The 23,338-nt window shown below is 48.2% G+C and carries 19 protein-coding genes and 1 pseudogene; 12 read left to right on the plus strand and 8 right to left on the minus strand.

Annotated elements, in window-relative coordinates; genetic code table 11:
* Window positions 1–88: 88 nt before the first annotated feature.
* On the minus strand, window positions 89–1,048 hold the full coding sequence (locus C7B65_RS09885; protein ID WP_073071171.1) for an orange carotenoid-binding protein: 960 nt from the start codon (window positions 1,046–1,048) through the stop codon (window positions 89–91).
* A 389-nt stretch (window positions 1,049–1,437) separates the two neighbouring features.
* Between C7B65_RS09885 and C7B65_RS09890 the strand changes: the two genes are divergently transcribed.
* Together C7B65_RS09890 and C7B65_RS09895 are read left to right on the plus strand one after the other, a co-directional pair.
* Window positions 1,438–2,802, plus strand: a complete 1,365-nt coding sequence (locus C7B65_RS09890) for a hypothetical protein (RefSeq protein WP_223257354.1) — start codon at window positions 1,438–1,440, stop codon at window positions 2,800–2,802.
* A gap of 113 nt (window positions 2,803–2,915) precedes the next feature.
* Window positions 2,916–4,781 carry a polysaccharide deacetylase family protein gene (locus tag C7B65_RS09895; protein ID WP_073071173.1) on the plus strand — a complete coding sequence of 622 codons (1,866 nt, stop codon included), beginning with the start codon at window positions 2,916–2,918 and terminating at the stop codon, window positions 4,779–4,781.
* Here the strand turns inward: C7B65_RS09895 and C7B65_RS09900 are convergent.
* The gene (locus tag C7B65_RS09900) at window positions 4,778–5,959 is read right to left on the minus strand and encodes a GNAT family N-acetyltransferase (protein WP_073071174.1); all 1,182 of its coding nucleotides are present in this window, start codon (window positions 5,957–5,959) and stop codon (window positions 4,778–4,780) included. The genes C7B65_RS09895 and C7B65_RS09900 overlap by 4 nt on opposite strands.
* Before the next feature lie 166 nt (window positions 5,960–6,125).
* Here C7B65_RS09900 and C7B65_RS09905 point away from each other — a divergent pair, with 166 nt between their 5' ends.
* On the plus strand, window positions 6,126–6,347 hold the full coding sequence (locus C7B65_RS09905) for a hypothetical protein (protein ID WP_073071176.1): 222 nt from the start codon (window positions 6,126–6,128) through the stop codon (window positions 6,345–6,347).
* Between the two features lie 29 nt (window positions 6,348–6,376).
* On the opposite strand, the pseudogene C7B65_RS29825 reads toward C7B65_RS09905, so the two are convergent.
* Window positions 6,377–6,859: pseudogene (locus C7B65_RS29825) on the minus strand (PIN domain-containing protein).
* The gene (locus C7B65_RS09915; RefSeq protein ID WP_073071178.1) at window positions 6,843–7,097 is read right to left on the minus strand and encodes a UPF0175 family protein; all 255 of its coding nucleotides are present in this window, start codon (window positions 7,095–7,097) and stop codon (window positions 6,843–6,845) included. Before C7B65_RS09915 ends, C7B65_RS29825 begins: the two are co-directional and overlap by 17 nt.
* 666 nt (window positions 7,098–7,763) lie before the next feature.
* Between C7B65_RS09915 and C7B65_RS09920 the strand changes: the two genes are divergently transcribed.
* Together C7B65_RS09920 and C7B65_RS09930 are read left to right on the plus strand one after the other, a co-directional pair.
* Window positions 7,764–8,555: a TIGR04255 family protein gene (locus C7B65_RS09920; protein ID WP_073071180.1), complete on the plus strand. Its 792-nt coding sequence runs from the start codon at window positions 7,764–7,766 to the stop codon at window positions 8,553–8,555.
* 444 nt (window positions 8,556–8,999) lie between these two features.
* Window positions 9,000–9,530 carry a hypothetical protein gene (locus C7B65_RS09930; protein ID WP_244913191.1) on the plus strand — a complete coding sequence of 177 codons (531 nt, stop codon included), beginning with the start codon at window positions 9,000–9,002 and terminating at the stop codon, window positions 9,528–9,530.
* A 165-nt stretch (window positions 9,531–9,695) separates the two neighbouring features.
* Here C7B65_RS09930 and C7B65_RS09935 read toward each other — a convergent pair whose 3' ends face one another.
* Window positions 9,696–10,382: a tetratricopeptide repeat protein gene (locus tag C7B65_RS09935; RefSeq protein WP_073071183.1), complete on the minus strand. Its 687-nt coding sequence runs from the start codon at window positions 10,380–10,382 to the stop codon at window positions 9,696–9,698.
* 145 nt (window positions 10,383–10,527) lie between these two features.
* On the opposite strand from C7B65_RS09935, the gene C7B65_RS09940 reads away from it, so the two are divergent.
* The 6 genes from C7B65_RS09940 to C7B65_RS09965 all read left to right on the plus strand — a co-directional run bounded on the left by C7B65_RS09940 (window position 10,528) and on the right by C7B65_RS09965 (window position 17,007).
* Window positions 10,528–12,321 (plus strand): ABC transporter ATP-binding protein, encoded by a 1,794-nt coding sequence (locus C7B65_RS09940; protein ID WP_073071185.1) that lies wholly within the window; start codon window positions 10,528–10,530, stop codon window positions 12,319–12,321.
* A gap of 5 nt (window positions 12,322–12,326) precedes the next feature.
* A complete protein-coding gene (locus C7B65_RS09945) occupies window positions 12,327–12,803 on the plus strand; it encodes an ester cyclase (protein ID WP_219898465.1) in 477 nt (158 codons plus the stop codon).
* Between the two features lie 70 nt (window positions 12,804–12,873).
* Window positions 12,874–13,323, plus strand: coding sequence for an FAD-dependent oxidoreductase (locus C7B65_RS09950; protein ID WP_219898466.1), 450 nt, complete (start codon window positions 12,874–12,876; stop codon window positions 13,321–13,323).
* 115 nt (window positions 13,324–13,438) lie between these two features.
* Window positions 13,439–15,028: a response regulator gene (locus C7B65_RS09955; RefSeq protein WP_073071186.1), complete on the plus strand. Its 1,590-nt coding sequence runs from the start codon at window positions 13,439–13,441 to the stop codon at window positions 15,026–15,028.
* 460 nt (window positions 15,029–15,488) lie between these two features.
* A complete protein-coding gene (locus C7B65_RS09960; RefSeq protein ID WP_073071187.1) occupies window positions 15,489–16,337 on the plus strand; it encodes a metal-dependent phosphohydrolase in 849 nt (282 codons plus the stop codon).
* Window positions 16,338–16,353: 16 nt separating this feature from the next.
* Window positions 16,354–17,007, plus strand: a complete 654-nt coding sequence (locus C7B65_RS09965; RefSeq protein ID WP_073071188.1) for a DNA-3-methyladenine glycosylase family protein — start codon at window positions 16,354–16,356, stop codon at window positions 17,005–17,007.
* Window positions 17,008–17,041: 34 nt separating this feature from the next.
* On the opposite strand, the gene C7B65_RS09970 is transcribed toward C7B65_RS09965, so the two are convergent.
* The 3 genes from C7B65_RS09970 to C7B65_RS09980 form a co-directional block, all read right to left on the minus strand.
* Window positions 17,042–18,052, minus strand: coding sequence for a cytochrome d ubiquinol oxidase subunit II (locus tag C7B65_RS09970; RefSeq protein ID WP_073071190.1), 1,011 nt, complete (start codon window positions 18,050–18,052; stop codon window positions 17,042–17,044).
* An 8-nt stretch (window positions 18,053–18,060) separates the two neighbouring features.
* Complete coding sequence (locus C7B65_RS09975; RefSeq protein WP_073071192.1) at window positions 18,061–19,506, minus strand: cytochrome ubiquinol oxidase subunit I; 1,446 nt, start codon at window positions 19,504–19,506, stop codon at window positions 18,061–18,063.
* 406 nt (window positions 19,507–19,912) lie between these two features.
* On the minus strand, window positions 19,913–21,577 hold the full coding sequence (locus C7B65_RS09980) for an NAD(P)/FAD-dependent oxidoreductase (protein ID WP_317615814.1): 1,665 nt from the start codon (window positions 21,575–21,577) through the stop codon (window positions 19,913–19,915).
* Between the two features lie 76 nt (window positions 21,578–21,653).
* Between C7B65_RS09980 and C7B65_RS09985 the strand changes: the two genes are divergently transcribed.
* The gene (locus tag C7B65_RS09985) at window positions 21,654–23,333 is read left to right on the plus strand and encodes a DNA repair helicase XPB (RefSeq protein WP_073071194.1); all 1,680 of its coding nucleotides are present in this window, start codon (window positions 21,654–21,656) and stop codon (window positions 23,331–23,333) included.
* The last annotated feature ends 5 nt before the right edge of the window (window positions 23,334–23,338 follow it).

Raw genomic sequence — 23,338 nt, forward strand, 5'->3', positions numbered from 1 at the left:
GATTGTTCCGTTTGCTCAGAATAAGAGAGCGCTCCTGATTAAGAGAGCGCTCACCGAGATCATCAGCGATCGCTTCGTCCCACGCTTCCTAACGAACTAGATTCAAAAGCTCTTTAGGAGACGCTAACAAGTCAATGGCTACGAAGAAGATTTTGCCTTCGGGGTTGATCAAAAACCGCCAAGCCATATTCATGCCAACGGCTGCGCCAAACCAGGGAGTCTGAACCTTGCCCGTGACTTTCACCTGAGTGTAGCCATCGTCTGCGGGTTCAGCGACACCTCGCTCTGGCAGCAAACTGAGGTTCTGGCATTCTTCTTTGAAGAACCGCATGATCGCATCTTTGCCCACGATCGGTCTCTGGAAGGGAGGCTGCAACGCACCATCTGCCAAAAACAGTTTGATCAGTTCGTCAAAGTCATTGGCATTCAAGTTGTTCATGTAGCTCAACACGGTCGGGTTGTCGAGACCTTGAATGGTGACTTGAGTGCGCTGAGACAGCTCTCTAGGCGCGACAACAGGCTCAGAAACTCTGGTGTAGCCGCCGAGTTTACCAGCATCAAACCCCATGTCTACAACAGAGTTCCGCAGAACCGTGATCTGTTGTCCTTGATCTAGGGTTTTGAGAGTTTCTAAAACAGCATTGGCGTTGGCTGAAAGTTTGTAGCCAACCGGAATCGGCGCGACAACGCCCTGCTCCATCCATTTTCCAAGCTGATCCCAAAATCCTAGCTTGATGTTGGGCGACCAGGTAGCATAAGTACGGCAGAGCGGCGTGTCAGCGTGGTTTGCCAGATCACACATGACTTGAGTCTGCTCATCAAAGGTCATCTTCTTGACTTGGTTCAAAACTCCTTCAGCAAACTGCATACTGGCTGCACCTGGAGCCGCAACCGTGATTGTTTTGCCCATTTCCAAGAAAGCAAACCATGTCCACGCCAGTTGATCTTCGGCGCTGAGTTGGTTAAATCGTGCGGTCAGTGCTGGCACAGCATCAGCCGACAGGGTGCCAGGGAAAATACCACGAGCGGAATCAATAGTAATGGCCATACGAAGGGCTACCTCATTAAGTTTTCAACTGACCAAAGGTGAAGCAAGACATCCTCGGACTACGGTTCTACCTCCAGTCTCAAACTATCATAAAGTGTTACAAAAATTAAACAATCTTTATACTCACCTCAGAAACCTAGTTCTGTCGGGAGAAGTGATGTCTGAGAAAGCTGCTTACAGTAGTTGATTATCTTTCGAGCTAGATACTCGTCTTTAATGTCAGATACATTTCTTGACAAACAGAGGAAAAGGAGTGCTTCAAACGCCTGAGTTATACTGTCCCAACCTAGCCCTAAACTTGATTCAATCCGGTTGAACTACGCGATCGTCTACTAACAAGCCGCAGCCAACTGAGTGCTGGAAATTAAACGCGAAGATTTGATACCAACATGAACGCGCAAAAAACGTTACTACAAAAAACCTGGAAACTCTTGCTGCGGGCAACTAGCCTACTGATCGTTGGAGGAGTTTTTCTCGCGCTTCCTGCCCGATCGCAAACAACCATTCCTCAAGCTACTGCCGCAGCCAGAGCTAAACAGCGCGAACAGCAGGTGAACCAAACGCGCCCCGATCGCTACGATCTCAGCCGCTACCCGGTCAACGACGCTAACGAACGCTATTGGCGCAATTTGCTCTGGTCAACTGCGATCACAGAACCTCAGCTTGCGTCAGTTGATGCGGCGATCGCTCAAATTCTCTCGTTGACTACTCACCGTAACCTCTCCAGCGCTCAAGGACGAACCCTTGAAATGGCAATGCAGGTCGGAACGCAGCTTTATCTCAGCAATCCTGCTCAATATGAGGGTGTCAAGCAGCAGTTTTTACAAACCCTTGAGCGCAGTTCTGATGCAGAGTGGGTTGCCATGGCAGTTTCGGCATTGGTGCAAGGCGGTGCTGATTCCGAGACGCGATCGCAGTGGCGCGATCTCATTCAGCAACGCTTTCCTCAATGGCGCAATCACCCGGCTCTATTCACGACGCTGCAAACGATCGAGAGTCTTGATCGTCCCCGTGTCACACCGCCTTTAAAGGATCTGTTGACCTGGACAATTGCCCCTGGTCAGCTTCAGATGTATGTGATTTGCCGACCCGATCGCGGCGTTCTCTGTCAAACGATTTTAAAAGATCGCCAGGGTGAGTTTGTTCGTCAAAACGGTCAGTTGTGGTCAGTGCCCTTGCTGACGCGATCGCTGCATGGCTTATCCAGCGTCTTCACTCGTGGGCAAACCCCGCAGGGGATCTATCGCTTAGAGGGCAGTGTTCCTCAACCCGATACCGAGTTTTTTAGAGCCTATGGCACCTTTTCGTTAGTCAAGCTGTTCACTCCGTTTGAGCCTGGAGTGAAAGCATTTTTGCCCAATCGTCCGGGTCAAATCAGTGGGTTGTCTGCCTATCAGTCACTGCTGCCTCCTGCTTGGCGTAACGATTTTTCGATGCAGCAGAGCTATTGGGCAGGGAAAGCGGGTCGAGGGCTATTCCGAGTGCATGGAAGTGGGGAAGCGCCAACCTTTTTCACAAATAACAGCCGCTACCCAGACAGTGCGGGTTGGAATCCGACGATCGGCTGTCTTTCTGCTCTAGAACTCTATGATCAAACGGGACGACTTCAGCAAGCCGATATGCCCAAGATCTTGAGTGCCCTAACCGCCGCTGGTGGACAGAATTTTTCGGGCTATTTGATTGTGGTTGAGCTTCCCGATCAGTCCAACACATCAATATCAATACAGGAGATTGAGTCCATGATCAGGAAATAAAGCTCTTTCTCTCAGTCGCTGATTGAGAGATTTAGGGGATGTGATCCATAACACCTTGAGATTGCCGCAAAATCGGTTAGATCTAGCAACAGAGTTGCTGCTAACGTTGATTTATGAAGCTATCCCACTGGACTAAATTTCTCAGTCTGCTGAAACGCGGGTATCTAAAGTCCAGGCTTAACCGCTTCATGCTGATCAGCCTGCCTTTATTTGTTTTGACGCTTTCACTCGTCGTTTCTACCTCAAATGGGATGCTGCCCAAACTATCACTGATTAACCCCGCAGGAGTAGGTCTGCTGGCTGCGAAGAGATTTTCGCCGATTCTCTCCAATTTTGATATTTCTTTGACTCCTTTGTGTCGCCAAGGCAACTCGATCGGATATCAAGCTTCGACCTCTATGGGCAACCCTGCGGCGCTTGGTGGAGCAAATCACTCGGTTCGAGATGCAAACGTGAGCGGTCAATTAGAAGCGATCGCCCCAGCTTGGAAAGATACGACCGCTGCCCCACCGTTCCCTCAAATTCATGGGCGGGCACGATTGGCAAAAGTTCCCGTGGTCATGTATCACGACATCATTGCCGAGAAAAAAGTTTTCTTTGATGTCACGCCCGAAGAGTTTGAGGCAGCGCTGCAATTAATTCAAAAAAATGGCCTCACGCCGATTAGTTTAGATCAGTTAGTCGAACATCTCAAGACCGGAATTCCGTTGCCCAAAAAGCCGATCGTGCTGACCTTTGACGATGGCTATCAAGGACATTATCGATTTGTGTATCCCCTATTAAAGAAGTATGGATATCCCGGTGCGTTTGCCATTTACCCATCTAAAATGGGCACGACAAAAGGGCGATCGAGCATTAGCTGGGCACAACTTCGAGAAATGGCAGCCGATCCATTAGTGACGATCGCGTCTCATAGTCTCACTCATCCTCTCGATTTGAGAGAGTCTACAGACGCGCAGCTTCAGCAGGAATTTGTCGAGTCGAAGCGCATTTTAGAAACAGAACTCAGTCAATCGATTAAGTATTTTGTTTATCCTTCTGGCAAGAATGACGATCGCGTTCAGCAAGGAATTCAGCAAGCTGGATATGAAGCCGCCTGGACGATGAATGATGAAGAAACTCGATTTGCTGAAGATTCAGAGAATTTGTTGACGATCGATCGCATCGGTCAGTCTCAATTAGCAGAGGTAATCGAAAAAGCTGATGGCGGGCCGGCTCTCAGCTTTTTGGGCGATTCATCAAACTTTTATGCGCCCGTTCAACTGACTCGCACGACAGTCAGTAAGGTGCCGTTAATTTTTGCGTCTGGCGGCAAACCGATCACCATTCACGCAGACAAGCGCTATCAAGTTCCTGAAATTATCGCTAAAACGAGGGCGATCGCAGCGGTTGACGGGACTTTTTTCTCGCTCAAATCTCTCGATTCTAATCAAATGATTGGCCCAATTTTCAGTCAAACCACAGGCAAATTCATTCCCGGAAATCCTAAAGAACTGCCTCTGATTCAAGGACGACCCTTGGTGCTGATCAACGCCAGCACGGTGCGGTTTGTTCCCTTTGATCCCAGTCGGCACAACACCCAGGCTGGCATGGAGAGTGACTTACCTGGGCTAACTGATGCTTTTGTTGCGGCGGCTTGGCTGGTCAAAGACGGTCTGCCTCAAGACGCTCAAAGCTTTGGCAAACTGTATGGATTTGATGCGGAGCGCGATCGGGCCTTTTGGGGCATCGACTGGGCAAACCGTCCGGTAGTCGGCGTATCGGGTGATTATGTCAACTCGGTAAAGTTTGGAGAAGTGCTTAGTCGAGCTGGATTGCGAGATGCGATCATGCTCGATTCGGGAGCCAGCGCCTCTCTTGCCTATCAAGGTGAGTCGATGATGAGTTACATACCTCGTCCGGTTCCTCATGTCGTCGCGCTGTTGCCGCCTGAGTCAGGTGCAGACGCTGCTTGCAAAGTGGCATCTAGCCAGAACTAAAAATGATCAGGCATCCAGGGAGGCGATCCTGCAAATAGTTGGGTGGCGATCGTCAAAGCAGAATCGGTTGCTGTTAAGCGATCGCACCCCTGTAACTGACGAGGAGAAAACAACCCAGTGTAAAGCGGTGATAAGCTGCTGACCTCAATCTGCAAGTCTCCTCGCCCTCCATCGGTCACAGTTCCAACGCCATTGGCAACGGTCAGAATTAATTTTCCCCCATTGGCAGGCAGTAACGGGTCTTGAATCTCAAAATGCAATTCTGCTGCGATGCCTGCTGGATATTTGCGGGCTTCAAGAGCTTGCCGAACATTGACAATTCGCAGCATCCAGCGAGTCAGCGATCGAATTTTGACATTGTTTTGCTCTGGCAGAAACAGGGTTAACGTGTCGATCGCAGCGCTTCGCCACTGAATTGTCTCAATTTGAGAACGATGAGCCGCCATAAAAGACCAAAATCGTCTGACCGCAGCAGGCGTTAGCAACACCCAATCTTTCACCACCAGCCGCCAGCGATCGCCTTCACACTGCTGCTGAAAAATGATGTAGCCTTCTGGCTGGGCGGCTGTCCCCAGTCGATAAGCATAAGGAGGAATGTCTTTTCGAGATTCTAACAGCCCTTGCCAAATCGCAGAATTGCGATCGAGAAAGCCGTTAATTTGTTGGGCTTGCTGTTGATAAAGGGCGGCAAATTCAGTCGGGTCAAGCGAGATTGGCTCGATCGGCATTGAATCGTCTCGAAGCTCAATGCTGCTGGTGGCAATCTTCCAGGTGCAAAGGGTTCCGGCTTGTTCATACCCGGCTTTGCGGTAGAGAGGTTGAGCCGCCGAATACAAAACTGAAAGCGGCCTTCCTTGAGCGTGAAGTTCTTGCAGCATGTTTTGCATCAGGGCGATTGCTGCCCCTTTGCCTCGATAGTCGGGCGCAATTCCCACTGCTGCAATGCCAACCATTGGCACACACGCCGCACCGTACCACTGCCCCATTTGCAGCAGCCCCAACCCGCCAATCACTCGCCCGCGATCGTAGAGAATCCGAACGTTCTCGCTCCCGATTCGGTTGAGGTAAACCGATTCATCATTGGGCGGACTGTTAAAGCATTGTGCCAAAACCTGTCCGAACTGCTGCACTTCGGTATAATCTGCTGGAATGCGATACTCAAATTGACCCGAAGACATTAAGACTCCTCATTCTGATTGCTGGACGATCGTAAGTCAGAATCTCTCAAATGTAAGCTGCCCAGGCTGAGAAAAACGCTGTCTAGCTACATAAAAACGAAATAACGAGCAGTTAATTCAAAATGCTATTCTAATGAAAAGAAATTGCTAAAACACACTAAAATATATGACTAATTTATTGACAGAAGCTTTCAGAAAAGCACGGGATTTACCGGATTATTTGCAAGATGAACTTGCTGAACAATTAATCGAAGATGTTGAAAATGAAATAAAATGGCAGCAACTATTATCCCGACCGCAGAGTATGAAGTTAGACGAGCTTGCAGAAAAAGCTCTCAGTGATTCCATGAATGGTAAGACTAGGGAAATAGGTTTTGATGAACTATGAAGTCAGCAATCCACTGTACCAGTAACGTTCTACTGCGTCAGAATTTGAGTCAATAATTCTGGTGCAATCCGAAATCCAGCTTTGTTTATCAAGTCGTCAATAACAAGCTGTAATGATTCGATCTCACCTAGCTGTTTAGCCCGAAGCAAAATTCCTAAAACTCCCGTTACTTTCAATCCCAGAGACTTGGCAACTTTTCTGCCTTCACGCTCATCCAGAAGCGTCCAATCTGCCTTAAGCTCAATGGCAAGGGCGATCGCTTCAGCTTCTCCTCGATCCAGTGTCTGCTTCAAAAGTTGAGCAAGGGGTTCGTTACTTACCTCTTGACCCTGAATCTAACCCGATGAAATTGCGTCACGAATTGCTTGAGAACCCGATCGCTCTTCACTAACTTTCAACTCATCTAACACAGCATTTGGAACCAGAATTTCACCAAACTGCTGATGCAAGAGGATAAGCTGATTCACGATCGCCAGATTGAGAATTGGCGAAGTGTTACTCACTACGGGCATAGCTTAAATCATCATCTAATTCTGTAAAACCGTAATGCCGTACTACTCCACGAAGAGCCAGCAGTTGCCCAAACTCGTATTTATCCATCTCAGCTAATTCTCGTGCTTTACCAAAGGAGAGAATGTCTTGTGTATAGAGCGCAATGGCTAATTCTCGACGTAATTCCTGCTCAATACGCGGTTCTGGTAAGCGAAGAGCTTGCACAATAGAGTCAGAAATTGAGATCTGTAGTCCCATTTTCCTTAAGGTCAAAACGATTTGTCTGATATTATCATGGTACACCTGACGACTTCAGTTGTTAGCTTGGCACAGTCTAGCAACTCAAATGCAGCAGACGGTTGAAAGCCTCTGGTGCTGAGTTTAAGGTTATCTACCACCGCTGATTTGAGCCGTTAGGTGTTGCTAAGTGGATTCCGAAAAACTTCTCATTCTGAATTTTGCTTGACGATCGTAGGTTAAAAGACTAGCTTAGATGCAAACTGCTCAGGCTGAAGGAAAACACTGTCTAGCTACTGCAATGCTCAGGGCGATCGCATCGAAAATTGAGTGTAGCAATCAAAGCACGGGCAATGCTAGGGTAAATAACTCTGGTGCAGGGAACCTGTGGGCTGCCAAGTCGAACTCAATCTGAGGATATGCGGACAGTTTTCTTGCCGATCCACCTGATCCAGGATGATGGGCAAAATCTTTCTCTCTGAAAAGAAGTTGTGCCGCTTAAGCTGTTGGTTGGGGCAATGACCTGGAGGCTATCGGTAAGACGGGTCTCTAAAGGTATTGGCGGGGCTGTTGTCGTTAGATTAGATCACGTCTCAGTAAAAAGTTATTGAAACTTCTGGTAGAGAGGTAGCTCAGTAATTTATCCTAGAGCTATAGTGGTAGCCCTAGGATAAAAAGTAGATTTTGATGAATTTGCCAGAGTTTGAGCGTGTAATTTACAAGCGCAACCCTCTTATAGAGGTTGTCTGTCAATTTCGCTTTCCGCCCATACTCAAGATCTCTCATCAAGAGCCAGTTGAGTTTCAGGATGAGATTAGGTTTCACTACCCACTTTTTGAGACGACCAGAGCGCAAGTTCCATCAGAAATCTCAAAGATTGTTCAACAATTCGGCTTGCCGCTGCAAAATGACGTTGCCTATAGCTTTAAGTCAGAAGATCAAAGATGGAATCTATCTATTACTAAAGATTTTATTGCTCTAACTACTTCTTCATATGAGCGATACGAGCAATTTAAGCAACGTCTTGAAGAAGCTTTAACGATTTTTGAACGTATATATAAGCCGTCTTTTTATACAAGGGTGGGTCTACGGTATCAGGACTTAATTGTTCGTTCAAAACTTGGAATCGAGGATAAGAGCTGGTCAGAGTTAATTGCTAAACATATTGCTTCAGAGCTGTATGATCCAGAACTTTCTTCTTCAATTCAGACAGTAGTAAAAAACCTAATTTTAAAGACAGAAAATGGACAAATTAATTTAACTCATGGACTTGTTGCTGTGAAAGAGTTACAGGAAACCAGTGATGAGATTGCCTACTTATTTGATGCTGATTTTTACACAGAACAAAAAATAGAGGGAAATGGAGATGTCTGGAACGTACTCAATCAGTTCAACCAATCTGCCGGAAGGCTCTTTAGGTGGAGCATTACAGATGCTCTCCATAACGCCATGCAACCCCAATCAGTTGACTCAGTATAAGCATAGCCAGACTTCATCCGGCGTTGCCCTCAACAACACAGTTTTTGATAGAGAAAGTGGAAAACCTATCACAATTCAATATCCTTCTTTTGATTTAATAATGTCTGATGCGTCTTTATCCTTTAGAACTGATGCGTATCGTTTGTCGTCGGGCAGGTTGGTATTGTTGCTGAAATGCTTGCTTATTATTCAAGACCTCCCAGAAGCTGCCTTAGAAGAAGCTTGTGAGGAGTTAGGGGGAATTTCTCGCTTCCATAAGAATCGTCTGCCTCAAGCCAGTATACCTACGATTCCTGCAAGTAGTATCCGAGGTAAGTTGAGAGCCACACAAGTTAGACCACCCATTGTTTTGGAACCTTAGATTGTTTTGTAAGTTATTGCATGGAAGAACGGGCTATCTACCAACTATCACATAAAAGTTCCTCGCTAAGGCAAGGGGAAATCTTGACAGGTGTAATTCAATACAAGCCTGTTGTTAGTGAGCTATTACAGAAAGAGCAAGAGTTATCTTTTGATGCTGTTCTTCACCCTTACGCAATTGTAGTCACTCAAGATTGTGATCTTGATTGGGACTACAGAGCTAGGCAAACTGCAAGTAGTCAGCCATCGAAACTCTTAAACTCAGTCATTTTGTGTGAAATTGCAACTGCAAGAGAAATCAGAGATACAGCAGATGATATGAATAGTGCAGCGTGGAAGCTAGTAGTCTCTCATCGTCATGAAAGGTTCTACTTCTTTGAGAAAATTCTTGCTGAATGTGAGATAGAGCAGGAAGGTTTGCCTGAACTCACTGCTGATTTCAAAAAAGTTTTCGGTATAGATGCGGCGACTCTATACCGTCAAATTGAACTCGGTGTAGTTACACGAAGAACAGTTTTAGCTAGTCCTTACCTGGAACATTTTTCCAGGCGATACCATAGCTTTCATAGCAGAGTTGCCCTGCCCTTCCAGTATGAAAGTGAGCGCGAAGGGTAAAAGTACCTCTGTGCTACGCGGTAAAACGACTTGTTGGAGCCGACCCTTGAGAGGTTATCTGTTGAGATATTCTAAGTTATTTACGACGGGTGAGTTTGGTCGTTGGCTCGTCAACCCTGAAGGTTTAAACTAAGTTTAAACTAAGTTTTAGATACGATCGCCCCACTACAACGCTTCAAGAACTTGCCCAGACACTTTAATTTGACTCGAACTGAATCCCGCTTCGTCCAGATTATCTAAAAAAGCCCGATCGTGATATCTACCATCCTGCGCGATCGCCTGCTGATAAGCCTGTTTAGCCAGCGATTGTTCTTTGTTGTTCCAGTATGCGATCGCCAGTGCCACCCAAGGATGAGGATTATTCGGCTCTAGTTTCGCTGCCCATTTTGCAGACGCGATCGCCGAATCGTAGGCAGCTAATCGCCAAAACGCCAAACTGAGATTGTAGTGAGCGATCTCATTCTCTGGCGCAAGTAGGGTTGCCCAAGTGTGTACCATTACTGCGTCTGTCAAGCGATCGCTCACCAGATAGACGATTCCCAAGGCGTTAGAAGTCTCGACTTCAAAGGGGTTGAGTGAAATCGCCTGTTCTAGAGTTTCTGCCGCCAATCGGTCTTGCTTTGCTAAATGCAGCGTCCATCCTAAACTCACGCGACCTTTGGTATTGTTTGGCTCAAGCTCAACCGCTTTTTGAAATGCGGCGATCGCTTCCTCAAATCGCCCTTGATCTCGATATTGAATGCCGCGCTCACGATATTGAACCGAGGTGAACGCCAGCAGAGGTTTGGCGTTTAGAAAACTGCTAGCCAACAGGATCACGATTAAGAAGTCTCGAATTTGAGGGACGCGCATGGACTTTGCTTGAGCAACGACATCAAGATTTTACAACCTGGGTCGTTAACCAGCGTTGAGCATCTGATCGCTGCACTAGAAAGCATCTTTTCTGGCATGATCACAATTATCCTTAGAGAAACAAACGCCCGATCGAGGAGAATATATGCGAGGTTCTATTGCCGCACCTACCGAAAAAGCACATCGACCGCGCTCAACGCTGAAACGCTTTTTGCAATATTTGGAACCCTATCGCAAAGAGATTCCGATCGCTCTGGGGCTAGTCTCGATCGGGGCAGCCACCCAAGCGATCGGGCCCTTTTTAATCGGTTGGTCGATCGACCATTTAATCATTCAAGGCAACCTGAGCGGACTTCTGCAAATGCTGGGCGTTTTGGCACTGATCTACCTGCTGGGCGTACAGGCAATTCGAGGTCAGATTTTGCGCGTTGGTTGGATTATGCAGCGATTGCTGGCTCAACTGCGGCAAGATATCTTTGTCAAAATTCAAAGTTTGCCATTGAGCTTCTTCGATCAGAGTGAAGCCGGAGATTTGATGAGCCGTTTGCTCAATGATGTCAGTACCGTTAATCAAGCATTTGGGCAAACGATCGCTCAGATGTTAGGTAACTTGTTTAGCATAGTTGGTATTGTCATTGCAATGTTGTTTATTAATCTGCAATTGGGACTGTTAAGCAATTTAGTTGTTCCGTTGATGATTTTTACAACTGGACTATTTGCACGATGGGCGAGAAAGCGATTTCGAGTGACGCGACAAACGATCGGAGATTTGTCTACTAAGCTAGAAGAAGATATTGGCAGTGTCCGAGAGGCTCAGGCATTTAATCGCGTTTCTCTCAACATTGAAGAATTTGAACATCTCAACGCTGCCAATCGCGATGCAAATATTCAAGCAGTTGCAATCACCGCAGCATTTCTACCTTCGATCGATTTTCTAAACACGCTAGCAACTGCGGGTGTGTTAGCTTATGGAGGCTATCTTGCCGTTACCGGAGCCGCTACAGTCGGGGTTGTGACAGCATTTTTGCTCTACGTCCAGCAGTTTTTTCGACCCATTCAGATTCTGAGCCAGTTCTATACCCAAGCACAGTCTGCGTTTGCCGGGTTAGAGCGGATTTTCTTACTCCTCGATGAGCCATCGCAACTTCAAGACGCGATCGACGCGATCGAGATGCCACCGATGCGGGGAGAAGTCACCTTTGAGTCTGTAACCTTTGGATACACAGCTAATCAGCGCGTCTTAAATAGCGTTTCTCTTCACGCAAAGCCAGGGCAGATGATCGCTCTCGTCGGGCCCACCGGAGCCGGAAAAAGCACGATCATTAACCTGATTTTGCGCTTTTATGATGTGACTGGCGGAGCCGTTAAAATTGATGGGATAGACATCCGCAAGGTGACTCAAGCCAGTTTGCGCCGTCAGATTGGCATCGTTTTGCAAGACACCGTTTTATTTAGTGGCAGTGTTGCCGAAAACATTGCGTTTGGCAATCCTCAAGCCACTCATGTTGAAATTGAAGCAGCGGCTCAGGTGGCAAACGTCCACGAGTTTATTACCACCCTTCCTCAAGGTTATGCAACGCTTTTGGGTGAACGAGGCGCGACTCTCAGCCAGGGTCAGCGGCAACTGATTAGCATCGCGCGCGCCGTGTTGATTAATCCCCGGATTCTGATTCTTGACGAAGCGACCAGCAGCATTGACACGCGCACAGAAGCCTTAGTGCAATCTGCGATCGCTCGACTCCTAAAAGGGCGCACCAGTTTTGTGATTGCTCACCGTCTCAGCACGGTGACTCAAGCCGATCAGGTGTTGGTGATTCAGCAAGGCGCGATCGTAGAACATGGCACTCACGCTGAACTCATTGCCCAACAAGGAGTCTACGCGAATCTCTATGCGCTTCAGTTGGGGCAGCGATCGGATGCCGCCGCAATTACTTCTTAAGAAGGATGAACATCGATGCCAATCTCAATAGCATTCGCTTTGGCAAGCATTCCAGGAAATTAACCATGTCAACCGAAGCAGAAAATAAAGCCGTCGTGCGCCGATTTTATGAAGAAGTGTTTAATCAAAAACGTGAAGAAGTCATTGACGAAATAGTGTCTCCTGATTATGTAGATTATGGTCACAATCCGCCAGGGCGAGGACGCGAAGGGGCAAAGCAAGACTTTCGGGGGGCGGGTGCCGTGTTTAGCGATACTCACTTTACGATCGACGATCTGATTGCCACTGGCGATCAAGTGATTGCCCGATGGACAGGAACCCTGACCCACACGGGCGAGTTTGCGGGCGTTCCGGCAACAAACAAGTCACTCAAGCTAGAGGGCATCAGCATTTATCGCGTTGCCAATGGGCAGATTTTAGAAACTCGCAATGGGGTGAACTGGATGCCATTGCTGCAAGGATTAGGAGCGATCGCAGGCTAGAAGATTGGGGGCGATCGTTAGGCAACCGTTTTTGAATCCACTCCATTCTTCTCAGGAGGTCACGCGCCGCATGGAGACCGCAGATTTAATGGTGATCGGCAGTGGTCAGGGCGGCACTCCGCTTGCCAGCGATTATGCAACCGCAGAGCGTAAGGTCGTGATCTTTGAGCGTGATGTTTTGGGCGGAAGCTGCATCAACTATGGCTGCACGCCCTCTAAGGCATTTTTGGCGGCGGCTCATGCAGCAGGCCGAGCGCGACAGGCAGAGAAGCTAGGAATTCAGGCTGAAATTAGTGTGGATTTTTTGACCGTGATGCAGCGAGTTCGCGGCATTCGAGACAGCTTTCATCAAGGCGTTAAAACTCGTTTAGAGTCGGCGGGTGTGACGATCGTCGGTGCCGAGGCATCGTTTACCGCTCTACGAACGCTCAGGGGTGGTGATCGAGAGGTGCAAGCCCGATCGTGGTCATCAACACAGGCACGTCTGCGCTCATTCCTGATATTCCCAAGATTTACTTAATCCGTAATTTCCCTTACACTAATGGTCAGGGTTCCTGTTGAGTTGCTTTTTAGACACATTTTGATATCAGTAGTCTCTGGGTGCAAACCCTTCTTCCTACAGAATCATTCACGCCATGCGGATTCTCTTAGTCGAAGACGATCAGCTTATTGCAATTCCCCTTGCCAAAGCTTTAAGCAGCCAACACTATGTGGTAGATCTCGCCAGTGATGGTTTGAGGGGTTGGGAACTCGCAGAATCGTTTAGCTATGACTTGATTTTGCTCGATGTGCTGCTTCCACAATTAGACGGCATTAGTTTTTGTCAGCGCTTACGATCGCAGGGCAACCAAACGCTAATTTTGTTATTGACCGCTCAAGACAGCAGCACCCACAAGATCAAAGGGTTAGACGCGGGGGCAGATGACTATGTGGCTAAACCGTTTGATTTGCCGGAGCTATTAGCCCGCATTCGAGCGCTGTTGCGCCGAGGCGGATCTGTGTTGCCACCTTTGTTAACCTGGGGAAATCTTCATCTCAACCCCAGCACTTGCGAAGTCACCTGTGAAACTCAACCGCTTCGCTTAACGCCAAAAGAATACAGCCTGCTCGAATTGCTGCTCCGAAACCCTCAACGCATCTATAGTTTGAGTGCCTTAATCGATCATCTCTGGTCGCTAGAAACGCCTCCTGTTGAAGAAACGATTCGCTCTCATGTCAAGGGGTTGCGGCATAAAATTAAACTAGCTGGGGTGAAAGGCGACCCGATCGAGACCGTTTATGGCATCGGTTATCGTCTCCGAAAAGCCGAAGAACTAATTCTGCCAGACCTTAAATCGTTCGATTCACAGACTTTTGCGGCTCAAATTGAGGCAAGTGTCGATGAGATTTGGCGAGACATTCGAGACCAACTCAGCCAGCGGGCCACTGTGATCGAGCAAGCTAGCCTTGCCCTGCAAACCAACCAACTAAGCCAAGCGTTACGATCGCTCGCCGAGCAAAATGCTCATAAGCTCTCTGGTTCACTCGGTATGTTTGGCTCAGGTGAAGGCTCTCGGTTGGCGCAAAAAATTGAAGGTCTGCTTGAGTTAGGGGTGCAGTCTGATCAGATTCAACCGTTTTGCCAACTGGTGGAGGCGCTCAGACAAGAACTGCACGTTCTGGACACAAAGCAGCCCCCTGCACTATTAGCCGATGACGCTGAGGATGACTCTCAGGAGCATTCGTTTTCTTCAGAAGATTCAGACCATACCGCTACTCTCAAAGCTGATAAACAGACAGCGCTCCGTGCTCAGTCACTTCAAGATCTGGAGCGCGCTCTAGAGTTTGCCAAACGAGAGGCGCGATCGTTTTGCCTGGCCATTCTGAAGCTAGATCACCCTCAGCAGAAGGTTCAGGTCAGGAGCCAAATTATTAATCAGTGTGAAGCACTTCTACGCGCTCATTTTCGGGCAGACGATGTGATTAGCTATTGGGGCGATCAAACCTTTGCGATCGGCATGGGAAACACTCCGCGCTGTGTCGCGACCAAACGACTGAGCGATGTGTTAAAAGTTCTCCTTGAGCAAGTCGTATCTGAGGGTGCTTACTCGATTGATGTATCGTTTAGTGTAGGTTTTGCTGAATACCCCCCAGAGGGTGCTGACCTGCAAGCCTTGTATCGATCGGCAACCAATAATTTTAAGCAGACAGAGGCGGCAAGTGGCGATCGAGTCTTGCTCACTTGACGTGAGTTCGACGAGTTTTTTCACTTCGTTCTCAGCGGCTTCTGCCCCCTAAATTCCCCAAATTGGGGGACTTCAAGCCAAGATTTCCGGTTTAAAATCCCCCAAAATTGGGGGATTTAGGTAGCTCTCCCGAATTGATAATCGGAGTGAATCACTTCTATCGAACTCACGTTAACTTGACAGGCAAGAATCTATATCTTGGGATAGGTACAGTTTTTGCCTAGACTACATCCGTAATTTGCGTCACTCCACAAGTTCTGCATATTTTTCTACTAAGTTGAGACGTGAGTTATATTCGCTACTTGATTGGTGATGTCTTTAGTGCCTGAGTTGATCGATTCTGATCAGTCATGCTCGATCGCCATTTTCAAGTCAAAACAACTAGATTAAACGCTCCTTTTGGGTTCCTGTTGATTAACGCTCCCTCCGTGCAAGCAAGTTAGTGGATAAGCCCCCGATTATGGTTAACTCTCAATCTGCAACAATCCGATATTGTGTTGAGCATTTGCAAGCCGTCTGTCATCAAATTTATGAGGGCTGTCAGTCAGACTATCTCGATTTAATTGGTCAGACTGCGACCCTAGCGCTCAACGCGATCGCACTCAGTGATATGCCCTATCACAATCTTGAACACACGATTTTGGTGACTACCACTGGGCAAGAGATGTTGCGCGGAAAGTATCTGCTTGAAGGAAACATTTCGTGCCAAGACTGGGTGCAGGTGATTTTGGCGTTGGTGTGCCATGACTTGGGCTATGTCAGAGGGGTTTGTCAACACGATCGCATTAGTGATCAGGGCTGTTGCTATGCGACTGGCATTGGCAGCCAGACGGCTTATCTACCACTCAACGCAACTGATGCGGGTCTTGCACCCTATCACGTCGATCGTGGCAAGCAATTTATCGAAGAACATTTGAGTGGTCATCCGCTCATTGACGTTGAGGCTATCAAGCTGAATATTGAGTTAACCCGGTTTCCGTTTCCTGACGAGCCGCTTTATCAAGACACCTCAAATTTTCCGGGTTTAGTGCGAGCGGCTGATTTGATTGGGCAGTTGAGTGATCCGTGTTATCTAGAGAAATTGCCTGACCTGTTTTGTGAGTTTGAAGAAATCGGCACCAATCAGATGTTGGGTTATCGGCATCCTAGAGATTTGCGATCGAGCTATCCTAGTTTTTATCGCAATGTGGTCTATCCTTATATTCGAGAAGGTATTTACTATCTCAAACTGACCCGACAGGGACGGAAAACGCTGGCTCATCTCTACGAAAATGTGGCAGTTGTGGAGAACGAATTGGTAGCGGTGTAGCCTCTCAGTTTTGCTCATGAAGTTAGACTATTCGATCGCGGTTTCTAAGCTCAAAGACGCTGATCCAATTCTGGCGGCCGTGATCGATCGCGTGGGTGATTGCACGTTAGATCAAACGCAGCAACCCGGAGATTTGTTGTATTCGTTGTCGCGATCGATCATTTCTCAGCAGCTTTCAACCAAGGCAGCAAGCGCCATTCATCGCCGCTTTCTAGCGCTTTATTCAGGGTTGCCTACGGCTCAGGCGATTTTAGACACACCGGATCAAGACCTGCGCGGAGTCGGGCTTTCACGCTCTAAAGTCCTTTATATGCGCGATCTATCAGAGAACGTTCTCAACGGATTGCCTACTTTAGCGCAATTAGAGACGATCGACGATGAAGCCATCATTCAAACCTTGACTCAGGTCAAAGGCATTGGACGCTGGACGGTGCAAATGATGCTGATCTTTCGGCTACGTCGCTGGGATGTTTTGCCCGTTGATGATTTAGGCATTCGTTCGAGCATTCGTCGCGCTTATCAGTTGGCAGATCTGCCTGATAAAAAAGCGATCGAGCGATTGGGAACAGTTTGGCAACCCTATCGCACGATCGCATCGTGGTATCTCTGGCGCAGCTTAGATTGCCAAAACCTCGGAGGTTTAAGCCACTCTGTCGGTCACGATGCTTGATTCTTGGTTAAAACCTCCGAGGTTTGCGTAAGTCCTATTCATAAGAACCGCTAGCCACTTTGCCACGAAACACAACATAGGAATAGAGATTATAAAACAACATGACTGGAATCAGAGTTCCCACAAAGATGATCATGATCACTAACGAACTGGGATCAGCCGATGCCTCATAGATTGTAATCTGAGTGGGAATGATGTAAGGAAACACCACCAACGCTAACCCTAAAAAAGTGAGAACGAATAGGAGAACCGTCCAGATAAAGGGAGCGCGCTCTTGCTGACGATCGAGGCTTTTCAACAACTGCCAAATCAAGAAAATCCCCAAAAAGGGAATCACGGCGAAAATATACAGCAGCGGTGGCTCAAACAATTTGGTGCGGGCACTTTCGTAAAAGATCGGGGTGCTGATCGTGATGAAAATTGCCCCGACTAGCGTTGTCCAGGCTGAAATCTTGGCAGTTTGATAGTGAGTGGTTTGCAGTTCTCCTTCAGTTTTCCAAATTAGATAAGTTGAGCCAATCAACACATAAGCCTGAATCAGCGTCAGCGCCACCAGCACCGACTGCCAGGTGAGCCAATCCCAGGTGCCGCCGATGAAGTAGCCTTTTTGATCGACTTTGATGCCAAATAAGACGGCACCGAGCGCAAACCCTTGACCGAGAGCCGCCGCAAAGCTGCCCGCGCCAAAGGCAAAGTTCCAGAAGAATTTGCGGTTTGCCTGTTCGCGAAATTCAAACGCCACCCCGCGAAAGACAAACCCAAACACCATCACAAAAATCGGAATGTAAAGAGCGCTCAAAATCGTGCCATAAGCGCGCGGAAATGCGCCAAACAGTCCGCCGCCCATCAGCACTAACCAAGTTTCGTTTGCGTCCCAAATGTTGCTTAAGCTGGTCATCAAAAGTCCGCGTCGCTCTTCATCGTCGGAAGTTAAGGATAAGATGCCGACTCCTAAATCAAAGCCGTCGAGCATGACATAAAGAAAGAGAAACAGACCCAAAACCCCAAACCAGACCTGCGGCAAAAAATACTTCAGCGTTTCCATTGATTTTCCTACTGTTGGGCTTCGATCGGACGCTCATCGGGGACAAATTGGCCAGGGGTGGTGTTGATCGCAGGCTGATTGGCCTCGACTCCTGGAATCGGCAACTCAAAGTTGGGGCCCTTGCGAATAATCCGGCTGCCAAAGTAGAGATAAGACATAAACAGCAAGGCGTAGACGATCGCAAAACAAATCAGTGACGTTAAAACGTTAGTCGCAGGTAGATGAGACGCAGAATCTACGGTGCGAATTTTGTTATAGAGCGTCCACGGCTGACGACCCGCGCAGCGCACGATCCAGCCAGTTTCGACGGCGACATATCCGAGCGGAGCCGAAAACATCCAGGCGCGCATTAGCCAGCGTTGTTTGGCGATATTTTCATCCGATAGTTTGCCGCGTAGCCACTGCAAGGCGGTGATCAGCGTCATGCCTGCCAGAAAAAACCCAATTCCGATCATGATCCGAAAGCAGTAGTAGATTAATCCCAAGGCTTGAGGACGGTTTTCTGGCGGCCATTCTTTTAAGCCGAGCACAGGTTCTGACAGATTTTTTTTGAATTCTAGAATGTAGCCCAACGCGCCAGGAACGCGAATTTCCCAATCATTCTTTTCAGTCTTTTTGTTGGGAAGTGCTAATAAAGTCCAGTCAGCGGGTTTTCCGGCGGGTGAGGATTCCCACTGAGCTTCCATTGCGGCGAGTTTTGCGGGCTGATAGCGATAGACCAATTCGGCGCTGATGTGCCCGACGTAGATTTGCAAAGGAGCCACGATCAGGGTGATGGCGAGCACTAGCTTGAGAGTTTTGGCAAAAAAGGCGGCGTGACGATCGTTCAAAATATACCAAGCGCTAATGCCGCCAATCACAAACAGCGAAGTTTCAAAGGTGGCAAAAAACATATGCGCCACACTAGTTGACGCAGACGGGTTGAGCAACGCCTGAAAATAGTCGGTCACCATAAATTTGCCGTCTACCAGATCGCCGCCTGCCGGGGTCACCATCCAAGAGTTTGCCGTCAAAATAAAGACGACTGACAGGTTTGCGCCGATCGCAACCAGAATTGTAGCTATGTAGTGAATGGCAGGATTGACGCGCTCCCAGCCAAACAGCATGATGCCTAGAAACGCGGCTTCGAGCATAAACGCCCAAGATGCCTCGAACCCCAAAACGCTGCCAAAAAAGTTGCCAACGGCATCAGAGAAGGGTGCCCAATTCGTCCCGAACTGAAACTCTAGAGGAATTCCGGTGGCAACACCGACCCCAAAATTGAGCACATAAAACTTTGCCCAAAAGCGAGCATGGAGATAATAGTCTGGATTGCGGGTTTTGAGCCACAGCCCTTCGATCACGACTAAATAAATTCCCATGCCAGTAGTGAGAATGGGAAAAATAATATGAAAGATGGCAGTCAACGCAAACTGCATTCGTGAAAGCGTAACGGTATCAGACAAAAAATCCATGCTGGTATCTCCAATCCATGAAGGATTTTATGGAATTGCTGTTACCCAATTCGTAGCGAAGATACCAGAATTGCCTGAGTTTCCTAATGATGTTTTAACTTATTGATGTAGTTTGAAATACCAAAATAATCGGGTGCGAAAAATTTGAAGATGAGTTTTACAATGTGTCTTTTGACAAAGCGATCGGGATCACTATGCCATTCAATTGATTCATCAAAACTGATTGTAAAAGTGTTGTTGATGCAGATTCAAAGTTTTATAGAAATTTTTCTGTTAGTCTTGTGAACCTGTAAATTGCTGGCGATCGCGCTCAAGCGACTCTCGGTTTGCAAGCTGTTTAGGATCGTGGATTAAATCATATCGGTTACTTGCAACGCCAATGGGCACGGCAGTGCCATGCCCCTACTTAATTCACGATGCTTAAGGCGACTGCCTCTGCCGCTTTGATGCCGTCAATGCCAGCCGAGAGAATTCCACCCGCATAGCCCGCCCCTTCACCCGCAGGGTAAAGACCCTGTATATTTAGACTTTGACCATCTGCTTTGCGTTTAATCCGAATCGGAGAAGATGTGCGAGTTTCAACGCCTGTCAATACGGCATCGTTCATTGCAAAACCCTTGATCTGTTTGTCGAAAGCAGGCAGAGCTTCGCGGATTGCTGCGATCGCATAATCGGGCAGACTCGAACTCAAATCACCCAAATGCACCCCTGGTGTATAAGAGGGTCGAACGGTGCCTAGAGATTGAGAGGGTCGATCGGCGATAAAGTCCCCAACTAGCTGCCCTGGTGCCTCATAAGTGCTACCGCCTAACTCGAAGGCTCGTTCTTCCAAACGACGTTGAAACTCAATGCCCGCTAGGGGATGACCCGGATAATCGTCAGGTGTAATGCCGACCACGATCGCGCTGTTGGCGTTGCGCTCGTTGCGAGAATATTGGCTCATGCCATTGGTGACGACTCGCCCTGGTTCTGAGGTTGCCGCCACGACCAATCCACCCGGACACATACAAAAGCTATAGACTGAGCGCCCGTTTGAGCAGTGATGAACCAGTTTATAGTCTGCTGCGCCTAACAGCCGATGACCTGCCTGTGCGCCAAACCGACAGCGATCGATCAGGGCTTGCGGATGCTCAACTCGAAAGCCGATCGAAAAGGGTTTAGCTTCTATGTAAACGCCGCGTTCAAACAGCATCTCAAAAGTATCTCTGGCACTGTGACCTACGGCGAGAACGACATGATTGCTGCGGATATATTCGCCGTTGGCAAGGGTGACTCCTCGCACCTGTCCTTTTTCGATATGGATATCTTCTACGCGACTTTGAAAGTGAATTTCGCCGCCCAAAGATTCGATATTGGCACGCATTTTTTCGACAATTCCCACCAGTTTAAAAGTGCCGATGTGAGGTTTGTTGACATAGAGAATTTCCGGGGAAGCGCCAGCGTTGACCAGTTCGGTTAGCACTTTTCGCCCGTGGTGCTGAGAATCTCTGACCTGGCTGTAGAGTTTGCCATCAGAAAATGTGCCTGCGCCGCCTTCCCCAAACTGAGCGTTAGACTCTGGGTTAAGTCCTTTGTTTCGCCAAAATCCGAAGGTATCTGCGGTACGTTCTTTGACTATCTTTCCGCGCTCTAGGACGATCGGACGAAACCCCATTTGCGCTAACATCAAAGCTGCAAACAAACCACAGGGCCCCGTGCCGATAACAATGGGTCGAGTCGTCAAATGCTCAGGGGCTTGGGCGATCGGACTGTAGCTCATGCTAGGAGTGACCATCACATGAGGGTCTTTTTTAAAGCGCTGAAGCAGGAACTTCTCTTGAGTGGTTTCTACATCCAGAATGTAAACGAGAACGATTCCATCTTTTTTGCGGGCATCGTAACTGCGCTTAAAGATTGAATAGTTGATCAGCGCTTCTAAAGGAATTTGCAGCTTTTTGAGAATTGCAGTCTTGATCTCACTTTCAGGATGATCAAGCGGCAGCTTTACTTCTGTTAGTCGTAACATACTCGAATCTTGAATAACCTGGGCTGTGGCGCGATCGACAAGGTTGCCTATCAATGGGTCTTTCATTTTAGCCTGTGAGTCTAATCTTTCTAAAACAGAAGCCCTGATCTATCATCGATCGTTAAACGCCGCTAAATATCTAATGTCCTACTTTCCTGAGAATGCCTTAATTATTCAAAGCGATCGCTCCGTTCTCTTGGAAGTTCACTCGCCCAAAGCGACTGCGGCACGAGAAGCGATCGCTCCTTTCACTGAACTCGTCAAAAGCCCCGAACACATTCACACCTACAAAATTACGCCTCTGAGCGTGTGGAATGCCCGAGCGGCTGGAATGCCCGTAGATGAGATGTTAGCGGCGTTGCAGGCTCACGCTAAATATCCGATGCCCGATGCGGTCGCGCAGGAAATTGATGCGCTGGGCAAGCGATATGGCTTGACTGTGATTGAGCGATCGGATGATGAGATCCATCTCTTACTTAGAACTGCCGATTTGCCCCTCGCAGAACTTTTGTCTCGCAACGATGATGTGGCTCCGCTGCTGACTGAACGCCTCAATGATTGTCTATTTCAAGTCGATCCTGCCTTTCGAGGGCTGCTCAAACAAGCGCTGTTAGCGGCAGGCTATCCGGCTGAAGATTTGGCGGGTTATGTGACGGGAGATGCGTTAACGATCGAGCTTCGGCGCATCAGTCGCGCTGGTGAGCCGTTTGATTTACGGGACTATCAAGAAGCCGCCGCAGACGCATTTTATCAAGCGGGACGGGTGCAAGGAGGAAGTGGTGTGATCGTGCTGCCCTGCGGCGCTGGCAAAACGCTGGTTGGGATGGCGGCGATGATTGCAGTGCAAGAAAACACGCTGGTGTTAACGAGTAGCCTGACTTCAGTGCGGCAATGGCGACGGGAACTGCTCGACAAAACGACTCTTTCAGAAGACTCGATCGCCGAATATAGTGGCGAAAGCAAAAACACAGCGCCCGTTACCCTAGCGACTTATCAAATTTTGACTTATCGTTCTCAAAAAGATCAGCAGCAGCCTCATTTTGAGTTGTTTAACGCCCGATCGTGGGGCTTGATTATCTACGACGAAGTTCACCTTTTGCCCGCTCCCGTGTTTCGCGTCACCGCAGAGCTTCAAGCCCGTCGCCGCTTGGGATTGACCGCCACCCTGATCCGTGAAGATGGGCGAGAAGGCGACGTGTTTGCCCTGATCGGTCCCAAACGCTACGATGTGCCCTGGCGAGAATTAGAAGGGCAGGGTTTCATCGCCGCCGCAGAATGCACGGAGATTCGAGTCCCACAGGATGCAGACGAACAGATGACTTACGCGATCGCGCCCAAACGTCAACAGTTTCGCATCGCTGCCGAAAATCCCCGCAAATTGACGATGATCAAAGAGTTGCTAGAAAAAGAAGCCGGACACCGAATTCTAATCATTGGTGAATATATTGAGCAATTAGAGCAAATCGCTCACTTAACCGGATTGCCATTGATCACAGGAAAAACTCCACAACGGGAGCGCGATCGTCGCTATGAACAGTTTCGCCATCAGCAAATTGATGGATTGATCTTGTCACGAGTCGGCAATTTTGCACTAGATTTGCCTGATGCTGATGTGCTGATTCAGGTGTCGGGTAAATATGGCTCTCGGCAAGAAGAAGCCCAGCGGTTAGGACGGGTATTGCGCCCTAAATCGGATGGTCGCGTGGCTCAGTTTTATACGCTCGTGTCACTGCGAACCTGTGAAGAAGAATTTGCCCGTCACCGTCAGCTTTTTTTAGCCGAGCAAGGCTACAGTTATCAGATTCAAGTTCTAGACGAATAACCGCT

This window comes from Phormidesmis priestleyi ULC007, from assembly GCF_003003695.1.
GTDB lineage: Bacteria > Cyanobacteriota > Cyanobacteriia > Leptolyngbyales > Leptolyngbyaceae > Phormidesmis_A > Phormidesmis_A priestleyi_A.